Source organism: Amycolatopsis sp. FBCC-B4732, from assembly GCF_023008405.1.
Classification (GTDB): domain Bacteria; phylum Actinomycetota; class Actinomycetes; order Mycobacteriales; family Pseudonocardiaceae; genus Amycolatopsis; species Amycolatopsis pretoriensis_A.
The window spans coordinates 983,363-1,000,507 of sequence record NZ_CP095376.1; the positions used below are offsets into that span (position 1 = coordinate 983,363).

Consider the following 17,145-nt stretch of genomic DNA (forward strand, 5'->3'; position numbering starts at 1 on the left):
TGTCCGATTTCGTGGCAGGTGGTGGCGACGGCAGTCAGCGAACGGGTGCGCAGAGGGCGCTGGCGACCCGCAGGAGGTCGACGTGGCGGCGGGCCACGAGGAAGTCACCGGCATGAGTCACGACGTGAGCGTGCCACGCGTCCACAATGTGGTCCAGGCCTGACCGCATGCTGGGAGAAGGGTCACTCACCTGCGAAAATCGTGTCAACCATGCTGCGTGCGGACTCTTGCGCCATTCAAACCACTACAGGTAGAGTACTTCGGACACAGTGGTTTGAAGAGGGGAACTGGATGCAGGTCAAGGGTTTCGGGGCGGGGTACCTGGTCGACGACGTCGCCGCGACCACCCGCTTCTACGCCGACGTGCTCGGGCTGACGGTCACCGTCGAGCTGGACTGGTTCGCCAGCGTCAACGCCGGCGCGCCGGGCTACGAGATCAGCTTCGTGCAGCGCGGGCACGCGTCGGTGCCGGCGGGGTACCGGGCGGCCGAGACGACCGGCGTGATGTTCGGGCTCGTCGTCGAAGACGCGGCGGCCGAGGCGAAGCGGCTGGCGGAGGCGGGGGTGGACCTCGTCGTGCCCCTCGTCGACGAGGTGTACGGGCAGCGGCACTTCTACGTCGCGGACCCGGACGGCGTGCTGCTCGACGTCATCGAAATGATCCCCGTCGACCCCGAGTGGGCGGCGGCGAACCTCCCGGCCTCGTAGGGGACAATCGGGGTGTGCCCGAGCTGCGTCCCGACCCCGCCACCCCGATCGATCCGGCGTTGCCGGAAAGCGCGCTGGACGGCCTCGGCAGCAGAGCGTTCGGGGTCTACGTGCACGTCCCGTTCTGCGCGACGCGCTGCGGTTACTGCGACTTCAACACCTACACCGCGGGTGAGCTGGACTCCGGCTCGTCGCCCCAGTCCTGGCTCGAGGGGCTGCGGCGCGAGCTGGAGCTGGCCGCCCGCGTGCTGGTCGTGCCGCCGGCCGCCGACACCGTGTTCGTCGGCGGCGGCACGCCTTCGCTGCTCGGCGCGGACGGCCTGGCTTCGGTGCTCGACGCCGTCCGCGACGTCTTCGGGCTCGCCCCGGGCGCCGAGGTGACGACGGAGTCGAACCCGGAGTCGACGTCGCCGGAGTTCTTCGCCGGGATCCGCGAGGCCGGCTACACCCGCGTTTCGCTGGGCATGCAGTCGGCCGCGCCGCACGTGCTGAAGATCCTCGACCGCGTGCACACGCCGGGCCGGCCGGGGCAGGCCGCCGCCGAAGCGCGCGCCGCCGGGTTCGACCACGTGAACCTCGACGTGATCTACGGCACGCCGGGAGAACGCCCGGACGACCTCCTCGCCACCCTCGACGCCGTGCTGGCCGCCGGCGTCGACCACGTGTCCGCGTACGCGCTGATCGTCGAGGAGGGCACCGCGCTGGCTCGCCGCGTGCGCCGCGGCGAGCTGCCCGCGCCCGACGACGACGTGCTGGCCGCGGACTACGAGATGATCGACGCGGCGCTCGCGGCGGCCGGGCTGCGCTGGTACGAGGTGTCGAACTGGGCGGCCTCCGACGCGGCCCGCTGCCGCCACAACCTCGGCTACTGGCGCGGCGACGACTGGTGGGGCGCCGGCCCGGGCGCGCACAGCCACGTCGGCGGGGTGCGCTGGTGGAACGTCAAGCACCCGGCGCGCTACGCCGCGCTGCTGGCCGGCGGCGATTCGCCGGCGGGCGGGCGCGAAGTGCTCACCGACGACGACCAGCACCTCGAGCGGATCATGCTCGAGCTCCGCGTCGCCGAAGGGCTGCCGCTCGACGCCCTCGACGAGCCCGGGCTCGCCGAAGCCCGCGCGGCCGCGGCGGAGGGCCTGCTCGACCCGTCCGCTTTGGACACGCGGGGCCGCGCGGTGCTCACCGACCGCGGGCGGCTGCTCGCCGACGGCGTCGTCCGGCGGCTCGCGGGCTGAGCCGGGAATTATTCCGGCCGCCCCGGTCGTTGCTTGTATTGAGCAACGACTTCCGGGAGGCCTCATGGCGCGCGCGATCAAGTTCGACGAGTACGGCGACGTGGAGGTCCTCCGGGTCGAGGACGTCCCCTTGCCGATCGCCGGACCGGGGCAGGTGCTCGTCGAGGTGCGGGCCGCCGGGATCAACCCGGGCGAGGCGGCCATCCGGCGGGGCTTCCTGCACGAGCGCTACCCGGCGACGTTCCCGTCCGGTCAGGGCAGCGACTTCGCCGGCGTCGTGGCCGAGCTCGGCCAAGGCGTCGAGGAGATCGCCGTCGGCGACGAGGTGATCGGGTTCGTCGACACCCGCTCCAGCCACGCCGACTTCGTCGTCGCGGAAGCGGAGAACCTGACGCCGAAGCCCGCCGACCTGCCGTGGGAGGTCGCCGGCTCGCTGTTCGTGGCCGGCACGACCGCGTACGCCGCGGTGGGAGCGGTGTGCCCGCGCGAAGGGGAGACGGTCGTCGTTTCGGGCGCGGCGGGCGGTGTGGGTTCGCTCGCGGTGCAGCTGGCGAAGCTGGCCGGCGCCGAGGTGATCGGCCTCGCCGGCGAAGCGAACCACGAGTGGCTGCGCGAGCTCGGCGTCGTCCCGGTTTCCTACGGGGATGGCGTTCTCGGGCGGATCAGGGAAGCGGCGCCGGACGGCGTCCACGCCTTCGTCGACACCTTCGGTTCCGGGTACGTGGAACTGGCGCTGCACCTGGGGATCCACCCCGGGCGGATCGACACGATCATCGACTTCGAGGCGGCCGCGAAGTACAACGTCAAGACCGACGGCAACGCGGCCGGCGCGTCCGCCGACATCCTGCGCGAGCTGGGCCTGTTGCTGGACAAGGGGTTGCTGACCCTGCCGGTCGCCCGCGTCTACCCGCTGGACGAGGTGCGCGACGCCTACCGCGAGCTGGAGCAGCGGCACACGCGCGGCAAGATCGTGCTGCGGCCCTAGTTTTTCGCGGCCAGCACCTTGAGGCCGGCGAGGTAGGTGTCGAGGGCGAACTCGAGGCGTTCGGTGGCCGTCTCGGCGGAGAAGAACTCGCCGATGCGCAGCATGTTCGGGAACGACTCGGCGGGCAGCGAGCGCATGTAGGCGACCATCTGCTCGCCGCGTTTCGCCGTCTCGGCCTGGTCGATGTCGCCCCAGGTCCAGCCGCTGGCTTCGTACGCGTACGCCTTGGCGTAGAGGGAAAGCGCGTCGCCCGCGAACGTCGCCTGCTTGAGCCCGAGGCCGCCGGCGCGCAGCAGGGCGAGCATCGCCTCGCCCTGCTGCAGCGAACTCGGCGTGACCGGCACGGCGATGTCCCACGCCACGCGCGCGATGCCGGGGTGGGCGACCATCACCCGGATCTGCGCGCGGACGAGGTCCTTGACCTGCGCGTCCCAGCGGGCCGGGTCCGGCTCCGGCAGCGGCACGTCGGCGAGCACGGCGTCGAGCATCAGCTCCGCCAGTTCGTCCTTGTTGGACACGTGCGCGTAGAGCGACGCGGGCCCGGTGTCGAGTTCCTGCGCGACCCGCCGCATGGTGACCGCCTCGAACCCCTCCTTCGCCAGGATTTCCAGCCCCGTCTTCACGACGAGTTCCTGGGACAGGACGGGTTTCGCGGCGCGGCGGCGCGGGGCGCTGCGCCACGGCGGCGGGGGAACGGTCACGCGAACACTGTACTTGACGCGAACGGCGTTCGTCGATAGAACAGTGTTCGTCAAACGAACAGCGTTCGTGAAGGGGATCCTATGACCACGACCACCGCCGAAGCCGACGTCCGCGCCGTGCTCGGCAAGCTCACGCAGGCCTGGAACGACGGGGACGCGACCGCGTACGGGCGGCTCTTCACCGAAGACGCGGACTACGTAACGTTCTTCGGGGCGAACTTCGCCGGCCGCGCCGGGATCGAGAGCTCGCACCGCGCGCTCTTCGAAGGACCGCTCAAGGGGATCAAGCTGACCGGGCGGCCCGACGCGGCGGCGAAGGTGCGGTTCGTCCGCCCGGACGTCGCCGTCGCCGTCGTGGGTGGCGGCTCGTCGGTGACCGGTTCGGACACGACGGACGAAGGCCGTGAATCGACCGTCACCTTCGTGCTCGTCCGCGAAGACGGCGAGTGGCTGATCACGGCATTCCAGAACACGCGCGTTTCGGATCCTCGCTCGTGAAAGCGCTTGCGGAGGCTTCGGGGGTCGTCGCGCGGCCACCCGGGGAGGTGTTCGACCGGTTGCGGGGCCTGCTGAGCGGCGGCCACCCGATGCGGATGGACGTCGACCGCGAACGCGGGTTCGTCGCGGTCCAGGGCGGCTGGTGGTACCGCGGGGAGTACCGCGTCACGCCGGATCCGGCCGGCGCCCGCGTCGAGCACCGGGTGGTCAACGCGGCTTCGCGCGGGCGGTGGGGCGTGCCGGCGGCGAACCGGTTCTTCATCGGGTTCCGGGCGCGGACCGCCGCCGGGTTCGCGCGGCTGCTCGAAGAACTGAGTACACCTGGGTAGGCACGGGCCCGATCCGGCGCGTAGGCTGACTTAGGTAAGCCTTAGTATTGGAGTGGTCGATGGCTGAAGCACCCCGGCGGTCCGGGCGTCCCGCGGTGCGCCTGCGGGTCCTGCGCACCGAGCGGCTGACGCCGCACATGATCCGGATCGTCGCGGGCGGTGACGGCATCGCCGCCTTCTCGCCGAACGAGTTCACCGACGCCTACGTGAAGGTGCTGTTCAAGGTGCCCGGCGTCGAGTACCCGGAGCCGTTCGACGTCCAGGAGTGCCGCGCGACGCTGCCGCGGGAACACTGGCCGCGGCAGCGTTCCTACACCGTCCGGGCGTTCGACCCGCAGGCCGGCGAGCTGGTCATCGACTTCGTCCACCACGGCGACGAGGGCATCGCCGGCCCGTGGGCGGCCGCCGCCCAGCCGGGCGACGAGCTGCTGCTGTCCGGTCCCGGCGGCGCCTACGCGCCGGGCACCGAGGCGGACTGGCACCTGCTGGCCGGGGACGAAAGCGCGTTGCCGGCCATCGCGGCGTCGCTCGAAGCGCTCCCGGCCGGGGCCCCGGCGCACGCGGTGATCCTCGTCGAGAACGCGGCCGAGGAGCAGCCGCTGGTCACCAAGGGGGACGTGCAGATCACCTGGCTGCACCGGGCTTCCGGCGGCGACGTCGCCGCGGCGGTGCGCGAGCTGCCGTGGCGCGACGGCGTCGTGCAGGCGTTCGTGCACGGCGAGGCGGGCTTCGTGCGGGACCTGCGGCGGTACCTGCTCGACGAGCGCGGGGTGCGGCGCGAGCTGCTGTCGATCTCGGGCTACTGGCGCGTGGGCAAGAACGACGAAGCCTGGCGCGAAGAGAAAGCGGCCGAACGGGCGCGCGAGAAGTAGCCTCGCGGCATGGCAGAACTCAAGGTGGAAGTCGACCCGGCCGAAGCCGGGTTCGACGTGGACCGGCTGACCAGGCTCGACGCGCACTTCGACCGGTACGTCGAGGACGGGCGGTTACCGGGCTGGCTCGCGGTGGTGAGCAGGCACGGCCGCATCGTCCACGTCGGCCGCGGCGGGCACCGCGACGTCGAAGCGGACCTCCCGGTGGAGACCGACACGCTCTGGCGCATCTTCTCGATGACCAAGCCGATCACCTCGGTGGCGGCGATGATGCTGGCCGAAGAGGGCTTGCTGGAGCTGGACGACCCGATTTCACGCTGGTTGCCCGAGTTCGCTTCGCCACGCGTGTTCGTCAAGGGGTCGGCGCTGTCGCCGCTCACCGAGCCGGCGACGTCGCCGATCCGGGTGTGGCACCTGCTGACGCACACGGCGGGCCTGACGTACGGCTTCCACCACGGCCACCCGGTGGACGCGATCTACCGGGCGGCGGGCTTCGAGTGGAGCACCCCGCCGGGCCTCGACCTGGCGGCGTGCTGCGAGCAGTGGGCGAAGCTGCCGCTGGTGTTCCAGCCGGGCGCGGAGTGGAACTACTCGATCGCGTCCGACGTGCTCGGGCGCTTGGTCGAAGTGGTGTCGGGCCTGCCACTGGACGAGTTCTTCTCGTCGCGGATCTTCACGCCGCTGGGCATGACGGACACGGCGTTCGTGGCTCCTTCCCTGCCGCGGCTGGCCGCGATGTACGTGCGCGACCCGGCATCGGGCCGCGCGGTCCGCAACGACGCGTTCGGCCGCGCGGGCACGTCCCGCCCGGACTGCCTGTCCGGCGGCGGCGGACTGGTGTCGTCGGCGGGCGACTACTGGCGTTTCACGGAGATGCTGCTGCGCGGCGGCGAACTCGACGGAGTTCGGCTGCTGTCCCCGCGGACGGTGTCGCTGATGGCTTCGAACCACCTGCCGGGGCGAGTGGACTTGGAGGCGTTCGGGCGCCCGCTGTTCGCGGAGATGCCATTCGACGGCCACGGTTTCGGGCTGGGGTTCTCGGTGCTGGAGGACCCGGTGAAGGCCCGGACGTTGTCATCGGCGGGGGAGTTCGCTTGGGGCGGGGCGGCTTCGACGGCGTTCTGGGTGGATCCGGATGAGGATCTGACGGTCGGGTTTTACACGCAGCTGTTGCCTTCGAGCACTTACCGGCTGCGACCGCAGTTGCGGCAGCTGGTCTATCAGGCGCTGGTGGACTGAGCTTCCGGAGGAGTTCCGGCTTGCTGTGGTGCATCTGGCTCTTCGGTCATTCGTGCCCAATCGCCCTTCGTCGCCGATCGAGGCGCCGAAGTCACTTCGGTGAGCCGGAACCCCTTGGGTGGGAACCTGGTGCGCTGCACTGAAGGAGCAACGTCCGTCCGGACCCATGGACTGCCCGCGAACTTCGCGTGACTCTCGCTTTTGACCCGGCGGAAGGTGAACTCCGCGTTGAACCTGGCTTGCTCGAAACCGGCGGTAGCGGCGAAACTGCATCCGCCGAACAGTGCTCGCCCGTTGAATCGCACGCCGTCGAACCGGGCCGTTCGGTTGAAGTGGGCATCGCCGAAATCCGCCGAGGAGGCGAAGTGGGCGCCTTGAGCCAAGACGTCGTCAAGGAAAACAGCCTCCCGGAAGGCCGCCGCTCCCTGGATCTGTGCTTGCCGGAGGTCTGTCGTTCCTCCGAAGCTGGATGAGCCGAAGTCCATGAACCCACGGGACTTGATCTCCCGGAAGTCGGCGTCCGAGGTGATCACTACGCCGCTGAACGACGCTTTCTTCTCGAGGTGGCAATGGGTGAACTTCGCCATCCCGCCGAACTGCGATCCGTCGAAATCGACGGTGTCGCGGAAATTCGCCCGGGAGAAGTCGGCGGCGACCGGGAACCGAGCGTCGCGAAACGATGTAGTGCCTTGGAACTCGGCATCCGAGAAGTCGGCGACGTCGTCTGCCGCGATGGCGGACAGGTCCGAGCTCCCGGTGAGCCGCGCACCGTGGACCGTGATCGAACGAGGGTGGCAGCCACTCAGGTCGAGGTCGACAAGTGTCGCACCGGTGAGATCGACATCGATCTCACGCCAGTACGACTGTGCGGTGCGCCCAGCGGGATCGCGCTCCTTCAAATGCCGCGCGAGGATGCGTTGCGCTTGTAGCCGTATCTGTGCCTCGCCGACCTGGACACCGTCAGGCCGGTCGTCGGCGCGATCACCGGAGGGCGTGGCCGTGGCTTCCGGTGGCATGCGCAAATAGGCGCACACCACGTTCACAATGGTCTGCCGTTGGTGCGCGTTGTCGTCGGCGAGTCGTTCGAGCGCGTACAGCCCGGCCAGTCTCACCGCCGCTTTCTCGGACCCCAACTGCTCGGCTGACTTGGTGTACAACTCCGTGATGCGGCGCGACTCGGCATCACGAGCGGTCTCCAACGTGGTGAACTCCTGGTGCCACTGCCTGCGAACGGCCAGCAGCAAAGCGAAGATCCCGCCGGTTCCCGCGGCCACTCCGAGGCCGGTCTTCACCGCGTCCACCCGTGCCGCAGCGCGATCGTTCGCACGATCGGCTTCGTTGAGGAGAACGCTGGTCGCGATCCACGTGACGGTGGCGACAACGGCGACCGCGCCGGCCAGCATCCACCACGTCAACGGCGGCACATCACGACGGGTGTCGCGATGCCGGTGATCGGTGAGGGCGCGGACGACGGCAAGCGAGATGAGCACTGCGGCGACGGTGAAAGTCGTCAGCGGAACCACATGGCCCGACACCCAGGCCCAGACGGACTTCCACTCGACCCAGCCGGTCAGCGAGGTGGCTCCGACGAGCGCGGCGAAAGCTCCTGCGGACCCCGGCGGGATCGCCGACTTCTTCCTGCCGCTGCTCGAGGAGACCATGACCGACAGTATTGCAGGCGGGGCTTCCCGATCGAGTCGCACGGCCGTGACGTCGCTTCTACTTCTGTTGCTGCCGAGCGAACGGCCCCCGGTCCGGTGCGCAGACCGTGCCCCGCGCGGGTACCGAACCGGTGGCGAAGTAGCGGTCGAGCGACGCGTCCACGCACGCGCTCTTGCCCCTCGACCCGTGTCCGTACGTGTCGAGCGTCAGCAGGCGCGCGTCGGCCAGCAGCTTCTCGGTCCGCTGGGCTCCGGCGTACGGCGTTTCGAGGTCGCCCTGGCGGTTGGCGAGCAGCAGGATCGGCGCCGTCGGGCGGTTCCACGGACCCGCGTAGCGGCCGGTGTCCGAGACGTCCCAGGTGGCGCAGGGCAGCGTCTTGTAGACGTCGTACGGCCCGAAGCCGCGGCCCACCCGGTCGGCCTTCCGCGCGTAGTCCCACCACACGGCCGGATCGCGCGGGTTCGCCGCGTCCGAGCACAGCGTCGCGCCGCCGCCCAGCAGGGAGTCGACGTCCGGCGGGCCGCCCGCTGACGCCGGGGCGCGCGACGCCGGGTCCGCCAGTGCCTGGAGGAACGCCGCCAGTTGCGGTGCGGCTTGGGCGTCGGTCAGGTAGTTGTGGATCGTGGCGATCGCGCTCTGGTAGGTGACGGCGACCTGCCTGCCCGCGGTGTCCGTCACCGTGATCGGGCCCGTCGTCAGCCGGTCCAGGATCGCGTCGTAGTCGGACGTGCAGCGGGAAGCACACGCGTCCAAAAAGGACTTCAGCGCGCGTGGGCCGTCTTCGTAGCCCTGAAGCCGGTAGCTCATCGGGCCGGTGCCGGTCGACCAGCGCACCGGGTCGTCGACCGCGTCGAGCGCCAGGGAACCCACCCGGCCGGGGAACAGGCTGGCGTACGTCTCGCCGAGGTAGGTGCCGTACGACTTCCCGTAGTAGCGCAGTTTCGGCTCGCCGAACGCCGCTCGCAGCCGGTCCAGGTCGCGCGCGATCGTCCCGGTGGAGAGGTGGTTCGCCAGCGGGCCGGCGTTCTGTGCGCAGAGATCGGTGACCGTGCGGGTGTCCGCGATCTGCTGCTGCTCGGCGGCCCGGGTGAGCGGGAAGGTGCCGAGCGCCCGTTGGAGCACTTCGAGCTGCGAAGGATCGGTGAAGCAGTGGATCTTCGAGCTGGCGCCGACGCCGCGCGGGTCGAACCCGACGATGTCGAAGCGCTCGTGCAGGAACGGCGTCAACGCGGGTGCGAAACGGCCGGACGAACCCGGGCCGCCGGGGTTGTAGAAGATCGTGCCCAGCTTGTGGGCCCGGTCGGTGGCGGGCAACCGGCCGACGGCGATCGACACGGTGCCGGCCGACGAGTCCTGATAGGACAGGGGGACGTCGAGGTGGCCGCATTGGTACCCGGTGGCGCACGCGGATTCCCAGACGATTCCGGTGGGGCTCGCCGCGGCCGCGGGCGCACTCAAGGCGACCGCACCCACGACGGCCCCCAGAGCCAGCGCAACACGGAGTTTCGGAGAATTCATGGCCCCGATCGTCCCGGCACCGGGACCGGGGGCGCGCTGGTGCGCACCCCCGGAACCGGGGTAGGGCGGGCCCTACGCGGTGAGCTTCGGGATGATCTGCGAGCCGTACGACGCCAGCGTTGCCTCGCGGTCGTCGTGCATCAGGTACAGCGAGAACTGGTCCACGCCCAGCTCGGCCAGCTCCTGCAGCCGTTCGACGTGGGCCGGCGCGGGGCCCAGCAGGCAGAACCGGTCGACGATCTCGTCCGGGACGAACTCCGTCGACGGGTTGCCCGCCTTGCCGTGGTGGCTGTAGTCGTAGCCCTCCCGCTCGCGGATGTAGTCGGTCAGCTCGCGAGGCACCGCGCTCGAAGACCCGTAGCGGGCCACCAGGTCGGCGACGTGGTTGCCGACCATCCCGCCGAACCAGCGCAGCTGTTCGCGCTGGTGCGCCACGTCGTCCCCGACGTACGCCGGGGCCGCGACGCAGATCGTGATGCCGCCGGGATCGCGGCCGGCCGCCCGCGCGGCGTCGCGCACCGCGCCGATCGTCCAGCGCGCGATCGCCGGGTCCGCGCACTGCAGGATGAAGCCGTCGGCGTGCTCGCCGACCGTCTGCAGCGCCTTCGGCCCGTACCCGGCCATCCACATCTCGAGCCTGCCGTTGCGGATCCACGGGATCTGCACGGTCTTGTCGTTCATCTCCACCGCGCGGCCTTCGGCGAGGTCCTTGACCACGCGCATGCAGTCGCGCACGGTGGCCAAAGTGGACGGTGGCTTGCCGACGACGCGGTGCGCGGAGTCGCCGCGGCCGATGCCGCAGACCGTCCGGTTGCCGTACATGTCGTTGAGCGTGGCGAACGTCGACGCCATCACCGACCAGTCCCGCGTGCCGGGGCTGGTCACCATCGGCCCCACGACCAGCGACGACGTCGCCGCGAGGATCGCCGAGTAGATGACGAACGGCTCCTGCCACAGCACGCAGGAGTCGAACGTCCAGCCGTAGCGGAACCCGGCGTCCTCGGCGTCCTTCATGAGCCGCACGACGTCCCGTGCGGGTGGGTCCGTCTGCAGCACGATCCCGAAGTCCATGCTCACCTCAGTTCAGGTACTGGTTCAGCGAGCGCGACAGGAACTTGCCGTGCGACGTGCTCCCCGAGAAGCCGGAAGGCGACACGACGACGCGCCCGCGGGAGAGCACGGTGTGCACGCGACCGGTGATCTCGAACCCTTCGTACGCCGAGTAGTCCACGTTCATGTGGTGCGTCTCGGCCGACAGGGTCTGCGTCGCCGACGGGTCGTAGATCACGATGTCCGCGTCCGAGCCCGCCGCGATGACGCCCTTGCGCGGGTACAGCCCGAACATCCGCGCCGGCGTCGCCGAGCACGTCTCGACCCAGCGCCCGAGCGTCAGCTCACCCGCGACGACACCCTGGTGCAGCAGGTCCATCCGGTGCTCGACACCCGGCATCCCGTTCGGGATGGCCCGGAAGTCCGCGCGCCCCAGCTCTTTCTGGTCCTTGAAGCAGAACGGGCAGTGGTCGGTGGACACCACGGACAGGTCGTTCGTCCGCAGGCCCCGCCACAGGTCGGCTTGGTGCGACTTCTCCCGCAGCGGCGGCGAAGCGACGTACTTGGCGCCCTCGAAGTCCGGCTTGGCCAAGTCCTCGATGGACAGGTAGAGGTACTGCGGGCACGTCTCGGCGAAGACGTTCTGGCCGTCGTTGCGCGCCTCCGCGACCGCCGCGAGTGCCTGCGACGCCGACAGGTGCACGATGTACAACGGCGAACCGGTGACCTTCGCGAGCTGGATCGCCCGTGACGTCGCCTCGCCTTCCAGCTCCGGCGGACGCGTCAGACCGTGCTGGACGGGGTCGGTGTTCCCGGCCGCCACCGCCTGCGCGGCCAGCTGGTCGATCGCGATGCCGTTCTCCGCGTGCATCATGATCGTGGCGCCGATCTCGCGCGCCTTCTGCATGGCCAGCAGGATCTCGCCGTCCGTGGAGTAGAACACCCCCGGGTAGGCCATGAACATCTTGAAGCTGCCGACGCCGCCGTCGACGCAGGCTTCCATCTCCTTCAGCGACTGGTCGTTGACGTCGCTGACGATCATGTGGAAGCCGTAGTCGATCGCGCAGTTGCCGTCCGCTTTGGCGTGCCACTTGTCCAAAGTGGACAGCAAAGACGTTCCCTTGGCCTGCACGGCGAAGTCGATGATCGTCGTCGTGCCGCCCCAGGCCGCCGCCGTGGTGCCGGTCGAGAAGCTGTCGACGGAGTGCGTCCCGCCGAAGGGCATCTCCATGTGCGTGTGCGCGTCGATGCCGCCGGGCAGCACGTACTTGCCGGTGGCGTCGATCGTCTCGTCGCCGGAGAGCGTGCCGGGCGCCCCGACGGCGGCGATGGTCTCGCCGTCGACCAGGACGTCCGCGAGCAGCGCGCCCGACGGCGAAACGACTTGGCCGCCCTTGATGAGCGTGGTCATCAGGCCTCCGTGAGGGGGCCGTAGGTGTCCGGGCGGCGGTCGCGGTAGAACGCCCACAGATCCCGGACCTCGTCGAGCAGCGTCATGTCCAGGTCGCGGATGACGACCTCGTCGTCGGTGTCGGACGCGGCGTCGCCGATCAGCTGCCCGCGCGGGTCGGCGAAGTACGTCTGGCCGTAGAAGTCGTTGTCGCCCAGGGGTTCCACGCCGACGCGGTTGATCGCGCCGACGAAGTACTCGTTGGCCACCGCGGCCGCCGGCTGCTCCAGCTTCCACAGGTACTGCGAGAGGCCGCGGCTGGTCGCCGACGGGTTGAACACGATCTTCGCCCCGGCCAGGCCCAGCGCACGCCAGCCCTCCGGGAAGTGCCGCTCGTAGCAGATGTAGACGCCGATGCGGCCCACGGCGGTGTCGAACACCGGGTAGCCCATGTTGCCGGGCCGGAAGTAGAACTTCTCCCAGAAACCCTTGACCTGCGGGATGTGGTTCTTGCGGTGCTTGCCGAGGTAGGTGCCGTCGGCGTCGATCACCGCGGCGGTGTTGTAGTAGACGCCGGGCTGCTCGACCTCGTACATCGGCACGATCAGCACGACGCCGTGGCGCTCGGCGACCTCCTGCATGAGCTTGGTCGTCGGCCCGTCCGGGATGCCCTCGGTGTAGGAGTAGAACTCGGTGTCCTGCACCTGGCAGAAGTAGGGCCCGTAGAACAGTTCCTGCAGGCAGACGACCTGGGCGCCCTGCGAGGCGGCGGTGGCGATGTGGTCGACCGCCGCCTTGATCATGGACTCCTTGTCACCCGTCCACCGCTGCTGGATCAATCCGGCTCGGACGACGCTCACTGAACTCCTCCTTCTGCGTTGCGGACACGGACAGGGCGGCGAAGACGACGAACGCGCCGACGAAGCCGACCACCCAGTTGTAGTCGTAAAGGGGCTTGAGGAACGGGATCAGGCCGCCGTCGGGGAAGGGGCCGCCATAGGCTCCGCCGACCGCCAGCACGGCTCCGACCAGCGTCGCGACCAGCGCGCGCCAGTTCCAGCCGCCGCTGAACCAATACACCCCATCGGGTGTGTAGAGGTCCTTCAGCTTGAGCTTGGTGCGGGCGATCACCCAGTAGCCCGCGACGAGCACCCCGGCGACCGCGCCGAGCAGGCCGCCGTAGAAGCCGAGCCACGCGAAGATGTAGATGTTCGGGTCGGAGTAGAGCCGCCACGGCTGGATCAGGACGCCGATGACGCCGGTGATGCCGCCGCCGACCGCGAACGTGATCTTCTTCGGGAAGGCGTTCGAGAAGTCATAGGACGGGCTGACGACGTTGGCCGCCAGGTTCGCCGAGATCGTCGCCAGCACCAGTGCGACCAGCGCGACGACGACCACGACCGGGCTGGTGAACTTGTCGGCCAGCTGCGCCGGGTCCCAGATGTCCTCGCCGTAGAGGACGTGGCCGCCCGACGTCGTCAGGATGGCCACGATCGCGATGAACGTCATCGTGGTGGGCAGGCCGAGGATCTGGCCGCGGACCTGCTTGCGCTGGCTGCCGCCGAACCGCGTGAAGTCCGGCATGTTCAGCGACAGCGTCGACCAGAACGCGATCATCGCCATCAGCGACGGCGCGAACACCTTCCAGAAGTCCGGTCCCCAGCCGAGCTTCCCGCCGTCGGACAGGATCGGGCCGAGCCCGCCCGCCTTGACCAGCACGTACCCGAGCATGATGAGGAAGCCGACGGACACCAGCGGCGCCGTCCAGTTCTCGAACCGGCGGACCGCCTCCATACCGCGCCAGATGATGAGCATCTGGCCGATCCAGAAGACCACGAAGGACAGCCACAGCGTCCAGTGCTGCCCGGCGATCACCGGCGAGTCGCGCCACCACGAGCCGAGCAGGCGCCCGAGGATGACGTAGATGGCCTCGCCGCCGACCCACGTCTGGATGCCGAACCAGCCGCACGCGATGAACGCGCGCAGCAGCGCGGCCAGGTTGGCGCCGCGCAGGCCGTAGAACGCGCGGGCGAACACCGGGAACGGGATGCCGTACTTCGTGCCGGCGTGGCTGTTGAGCAGCATCGGCGCGAGCACGATCAGGTTGCCGATGGTGATCGTGAGCAGCGCCTGCACCCAGTTCATGCCGAGGGCGATCAGCGACGCGGCCAGTGCGTAGCTGGGGATGTTGTGCGCCATCCCCATCCAGAGCGCGAAGTAGTTGTAAGTGGTCCAGGTTCGTTTTTCGACGGGGACGGGGGCCAGCTCCTCGTTGAAGAACCGGCTGCCTTCGAGAGACCCGGCGGCGGCGGTGTCGAGCTCGACCCGGCCGTCGTCGTGCACGCGCTGGTCTGCGGGTGTCGGCGCCATTGCGGCATCCTGCGCGCCTGGTCATCGCCGGGGCAACGGCAGAGTGTTCACTCTTCCACGGCCTGGAGTGCAGTCTGTCGATTGCGCGAACGGGCTCCCGAGTGCATGACCTGCGTCACACATCTCGCCGTCACGAACCGGCAAAGCGGGTGAAACGTCTCCACAGGATCTCCACACTTCACGCGGACCGTCTCCACCGGGGGTGCATAGGGTCGTGGCCATGGAACTGGGTGGGCGGCGGGTGCTGGTGGTCGAGGACGACCTCACGATCGCCGCGTCGATCGCGGCCCGGCTGCGGGCCGAAGGGTTCAGTGTGGACGTCGCCCACGACGGGCCGGCCGCGGTCGAAGCCGACGCCGCGGCGGAGCCGGACCTCGTCGTGCTGGACGTGATGCTGCCGGGGTTCGACGGCCTGGAGGTCTGCCGCCGGATCCAGGGGCGCCGTCCGGTGCCGGTGCTCATGCTGACCGCGCGCGCCGACGAGACGGACATGCTGGTCGGGCTCGGCGTCGGTGCCGACGACTACCTGACGAAGCCGTTCTCGATGCGGGTCTTGACCGCGCGGGTGCACGCGCTGCTGCGACGGGTGGAGCGGTCTTCCGCCGGCCCTTCGGGGACCCGGATCGTGCTGGGCGACCTCGAGATCGACGTCGACCAGCGGCGGGTCGCGCGGGCGGGGGTGGCGGCGCAGCTGACGCCGATCGAGTTCGACCTGCTGGTGCACTTCGCGCGGCGGCCGCGGGTGGTGCAGCCGCGGGAACGGCTGCTGTCGGAGGTGTGGGACTGGGACGTGCACGGCACGTCCGCGGCGACGCGCGCGGTGGACAGCCACATCAAGGCGCTGCGGCGGAAGCTCGGGGCGGACCTGATCCGCACGGTGCACGGCGTCGGGTACGCGCTGGAGGCGGGATCGTGAACCTCGTACCGCGGCCGCTGGACCGGATCCGGTCGATCAAGCTGAAGCTGGCGATCCTGATGGTCGCGTCCGGCGGGGTCGCGTTCGCGTTCTTCAACTGGCAGATCGGCTGGCTGCCGCCGAAGACGACGATCACGGCGATGGTGCTGGCGCTGGTGCTCTCGCAGCTGCTGGCCCACGGCATGACGCGCCCGCTGCGCGAGATGACGGCGGCCGCGCGGGCGATGGCCAAGGGCGACTACACCCGCCGCATCAGGGCGACGACCCGCGACGAGGTGGGCTCGCTGGCTTCGGCGTTCAACCAGATGGCGGGCGACCTCGGCGACGCGGACCGGCAGCGGCGCGAGCTGATCGCGAACGTGTCGCACGAGCTGCGGACGCCGATCACGGCGTTGAACGGGGTGCTGGAGAACCTGGTCGACGGCGTCGAAGAGCCGGACCCGGGGACGCTGAAGACGGCGCTGCAGCAGACCGAGCGCCTGGCGACGCTGGTGGACGAGCTCCTCGACCTGTCGCGGCTGGACGCGGGGGCGATCCCGCTGCACAGGACGTCGTTTTCGCTGTCGGAGCTGCTTTCCGAGGCGGTCTCGGAAGCGGCGCTGGTCCGCGGGGTGCGATTTTCGGTGTCGGCGCCGGACGTGCTGGTGACCGCGGACCGCGGGCGGCTGTTCCAGGTGGTGGCGAACCTGCTGGAGAACGCGGTCCGCCACGGGCCCGCGGGCGGGTCGGTGCAGGTGCTGGCCGAGGTCCGGGGGGACGAGGTGCGCATCGACGTGTGCGACGAAGGGCCGGGGATCGCTCCTGCCGATCGGGTGCGGGTGTTCGAGCGGTTCACGCGGGGGGAGCGGTCGACCGGCGGGGGGACGGGCCTCGGGCTGGCGATCGCGCGGTGGGCGGTGGAGCTGCACGGGGGGACGATCGGGGTGGTGGATCCGGCGCCGGGGACCGGGAGCCGGATCCGGGTGACGTTGCCGGTGGGCTGACTTCGGGGGCCCGCGGATGACTCATTCGCGACCTTGAGGAGTTTCTGGCCCGGGGTATTTGCAAACGTGAACGTGAGGAGTGGGTGGGATGCCGAAGAGCAGCATGGGTGGGCCGGGGAAACCTGGTGACGGGCGAGGTGTGCCGCGGGGCAAGCGGCAGACGATCGCGGACGGCGGAGGGGCGGCGGGTGCGACAGGCGGGCGAGCTGGCGGCACTGACGCGGCGGGGCCCGCGGGCGGCGGTATCGGCGAGGCGGGGCCCGGGGTCGGCGGTGCTCGGACGACGGGTGGGGGCGGCGAGGCGGGGCCAGGGGGCGATGGTGCTCGGGCAGCGGGTGGTGTCGGAGCGGCAGGGCTCGAGGCCAGTGGCGGTGAGGCGGCGGGCAGTGCCGGCGCGGCGGGACCTGTTGGTGGCCGTGTCGGCGCGAGGTCAAAGGGTGTCGGTGCTCGAAAGACGGGTGGTTTCGGCGAGGCGGGGCTTTGGGCCGGTGGTGGTGAGGCAGCGGGTGGTGCCGGCGCGGCAGGGCCCGGGGCCGGTGGTGGTGAGGCAGCGGGTAGTGCGGCTGGCGGCCGAGCCGGTGGCACCGGCTCGGCGAGGCCTGCGACCAGCGGCGCTCGGGCGGCGGGCGGCGCGAGTGCAGCGGGTGGCAGGCATGGCGCGGCTTCTGCGATGCGCGGCGACGCGGGTTGGC

Annotated in this window: 17 protein-coding genes; 9 read left to right on the top strand and 8 right to left on the bottom strand. The window is 70.3% G+C overall.

The window, feature by feature from the left end; all coding sequences use genetic code 11:
- Positions 1-34: 34 nt before the first annotated feature.
- Positions 35-169, bottom strand: a complete 135-nt coding sequence (locus MUY14_RS47215) for a putative leader peptide (RefSeq protein WP_360769618.1) — start codon at positions 167-169, stop codon at positions 35-37.
- Between the two features lie 122 nt (positions 170-291).
- On the opposite strand from MUY14_RS47215, the gene MUY14_RS03665 reads away from it, so the two are divergent.
- The 3 genes from MUY14_RS03665 to MUY14_RS03675 all read left to right on the top strand — a co-directional run bounded on the left by MUY14_RS03665 (position 292) and on the right by MUY14_RS03675 (position 2,925).
- Positions 292-708 carry a VOC family protein gene (locus tag MUY14_RS03665; protein ID WP_247020786.1) on the top strand — a complete coding sequence of 139 codons (417 nt, stop codon included), beginning with the start codon at positions 292-294 and terminating at the stop codon, positions 706-708.
- A gap of 14 nt (positions 709-722) precedes the next feature.
- The gene (hemW, locus tag MUY14_RS03670; RefSeq protein ID WP_247020788.1) at positions 723-1,940 is read left to right on the top strand and encodes a radical SAM family heme chaperone HemW; all 1,218 of its coding nucleotides are present in this window, start codon (positions 723-725) and stop codon (positions 1,938-1,940) included.
- A gap of 64 nt (positions 1,941-2,004) precedes the next feature.
- Positions 2,005-2,925: an NADP-dependent oxidoreductase gene (locus MUY14_RS03675; protein ID WP_247020790.1), complete on the top strand. Its 921-nt coding sequence runs from the start codon at positions 2,005-2,007 to the stop codon at positions 2,923-2,925.
- Here MUY14_RS03675 and MUY14_RS03680 read toward each other — a convergent pair.
- Entirely contained in the window at positions 2,922-3,626 is a 705-nt protein-coding gene (locus MUY14_RS03680; RefSeq protein ID WP_396126709.1) for a TetR/AcrR family transcriptional regulator, read from the bottom strand. The genes MUY14_RS03675 and MUY14_RS03680 overlap by 4 nt on opposite strands.
- An 81-nt stretch (positions 3,627-3,707) precedes the next feature.
- Here MUY14_RS03680 and MUY14_RS03685 point away from each other — a divergent pair, with 81 nt between their 5' ends.
- The 4 genes from MUY14_RS03685 to MUY14_RS03700 are packed head-to-tail and all read left to right on the top strand — an operon-like array spanning position 3,708 to position 6,564.
- Positions 3,708-4,124 (top strand): SgcJ/EcaC family oxidoreductase, encoded by a 417-nt coding sequence (locus MUY14_RS03685; protein ID WP_247020792.1) that lies wholly within the window; start codon positions 3,708-3,710, stop codon positions 4,122-4,124.
- Entirely contained in the window at positions 4,121-4,453 is a 333-nt protein-coding gene (locus MUY14_RS03690) for a hypothetical protein (protein WP_247020794.1), read from the top strand. The genes MUY14_RS03685 and MUY14_RS03690 overlap by 4 nt, the downstream gene beginning before the upstream one ends.
- A gap of 59 nt (positions 4,454-4,512) precedes the next feature.
- Positions 4,513-5,325, top strand: a complete 813-nt coding sequence (locus MUY14_RS03695) for a siderophore-interacting protein (protein WP_247020796.1) — start codon at positions 4,513-4,515, stop codon at positions 5,323-5,325.
- Between the two features lie 9 nt (positions 5,326-5,334).
- Complete coding sequence (locus tag MUY14_RS03700) at positions 5,335-6,564, top strand: serine hydrolase (RefSeq protein WP_247020798.1); 1,230 nt, start codon at positions 5,335-5,337, stop codon at positions 6,562-6,564.
- Here the strand turns inward: MUY14_RS03700 and MUY14_RS03705 are convergent.
- The 6 genes from MUY14_RS03705 to MUY14_RS03730 form a co-directional block, all read right to left on the bottom strand.
- Entirely contained in the window at positions 6,546-8,225 is a 1,680-nt protein-coding gene (locus MUY14_RS03705; protein ID WP_247020800.1) for a pentapeptide repeat-containing protein, read from the bottom strand. The genes MUY14_RS03700 and MUY14_RS03705 overlap by 19 nt on opposite strands.
- A gap of 58 nt (positions 8,226-8,283) precedes the next feature.
- Complete coding sequence (locus MUY14_RS03710) at positions 8,284-9,744, bottom strand: alpha/beta hydrolase (protein ID WP_247020802.1); 1,461 nt, start codon at positions 9,742-9,744, stop codon at positions 8,284-8,286.
- Between the two features lie 72 nt (positions 9,745-9,816).
- Positions 9,817-10,815, bottom strand: a complete 999-nt coding sequence (locus MUY14_RS03715) for a TIGR03842 family LLM class F420-dependent oxidoreductase (protein ID WP_247020805.1) — start codon at positions 10,813-10,815, stop codon at positions 9,817-9,819.
- Between the two features lie 7 nt (positions 10,816-10,822).
- Complete coding sequence (gene hydA, locus MUY14_RS03720) at positions 10,823-12,205, bottom strand: dihydropyrimidinase (protein ID WP_247020807.1); 1,383 nt, start codon at positions 12,203-12,205, stop codon at positions 10,823-10,825.
- Positions 12,205-12,987 carry a nitrilase-related carbon-nitrogen hydrolase gene (locus MUY14_RS03725; protein WP_247025045.1) on the bottom strand — a complete coding sequence of 261 codons (783 nt, stop codon included), beginning with the start codon at positions 12,985-12,987 and terminating at the stop codon, positions 12,205-12,207. Before MUY14_RS03725 ends, hydA begins: the two co-directional genes overlap by 1 nt.
- A 10-nt stretch (positions 12,988-12,997) precedes the next feature.
- The gene (locus MUY14_RS03730; protein ID WP_247020809.1) at positions 12,998-14,554 is read right to left on the bottom strand and encodes an NCS1 family nucleobase:cation symporter-1; all 1,557 of its coding nucleotides are present in this window, start codon (positions 14,552-14,554) and stop codon (positions 12,998-13,000) included.
- Positions 14,555-14,795: 241 nt separating this feature from the next.
- Between MUY14_RS03730 and MUY14_RS03735 the strand changes: the two genes are divergently transcribed.
- Together MUY14_RS03735 and MUY14_RS03740 are read left to right on the top strand one after the other, a co-directional pair.
- A complete protein-coding gene (locus MUY14_RS03735) occupies positions 14,796-15,470 on the top strand; it encodes a response regulator transcription factor (RefSeq protein WP_360770362.1) in 675 nt (224 codons plus the stop codon).
- Positions 15,467-16,453, top strand: coding sequence for an ATP-binding protein (locus MUY14_RS03740; RefSeq protein WP_247020813.1), 987 nt, complete (start codon positions 15,467-15,469; stop codon positions 16,451-16,453). Before MUY14_RS03735 ends, MUY14_RS03740 begins: the two co-directional genes overlap by 4 nt.
- Positions 16,454-17,145 lie beyond the last annotated feature (692 nt).

Bases quoted from the DNA above. Each gene is read 5' to 3' on its own strand.
- MUY14_RS47215 (WP_360769618.1), bottom strand. From the start codon at position 169: ATGCGGTCAGGCCTGGACCACATTGTGGACGCGTGGCACGCTCACGTC.
- MUY14_RS03665 (WP_247020786.1), top strand. From the start codon at position 292: ATGCAGGTCAAGGGTTTCGGGGCGGGGTACCTGGTCGACGACGTCGCC.
- MUY14_RS03675 (WP_247020790.1), top strand. From the start codon at position 2,005: ATGGCGCGCGCGATCAAGTTCGACGAGTACGGCGACGTGGAGGTCCTC.
- MUY14_RS03685 (WP_247020792.1), top strand. From the start codon at position 3,708: ATGACCACGACCACCGCCGAAGCCGACGTCCGCGCCGTGCTCGGCAAG.
- MUY14_RS03695 (WP_247020796.1), top strand. From the start codon at position 4,513: ATGGCTGAAGCACCCCGGCGGTCCGGGCGTCCCGCGGTGCGCCTGCGG.
- MUY14_RS03700 (WP_247020798.1), top strand. From the start codon at position 5,335: ATGGCAGAACTCAAGGTGGAAGTCGACCCGGCCGAAGCCGGGTTCGAC.
- MUY14_RS03705 (WP_247020800.1), bottom strand. From the start codon at position 8,225: ATGGTCTCCTCGAGCAGCGGCAGGAAGAAGTCGGCGATCCCGCCGGGG.
- MUY14_RS03710 (WP_247020802.1), bottom strand. From the start codon at position 9,744: ATGAATTCTCCGAAACTCCGTGTTGCGCTGGCTCTGGGGGCCGTCGTG.
- MUY14_RS03715 (WP_247020805.1), bottom strand. From the start codon at position 10,815: ATGGACTTCGGGATCGTGCTGCAGACGGACCCACCCGCACGGGACGTC.
- hydA (WP_247020807.1), bottom strand. From the start codon at position 12,205: ATGACCACGCTCATCAAGGGCGGCCAAGTCGTTTCGCCGTCGGGCGCG.
- MUY14_RS03725 (WP_247025045.1), bottom strand. From the start codon at position 12,987: ATGATCAAGGCGGCGGTCGACCACATCGCCACCGCCGCCTCGCAGGGC.
- MUY14_RS03730 (WP_247020809.1), bottom strand. From the start codon at position 14,554: ATGGCGCCGACACCCGCAGACCAGCGCGTGCACGACGACGGCCGGGTC.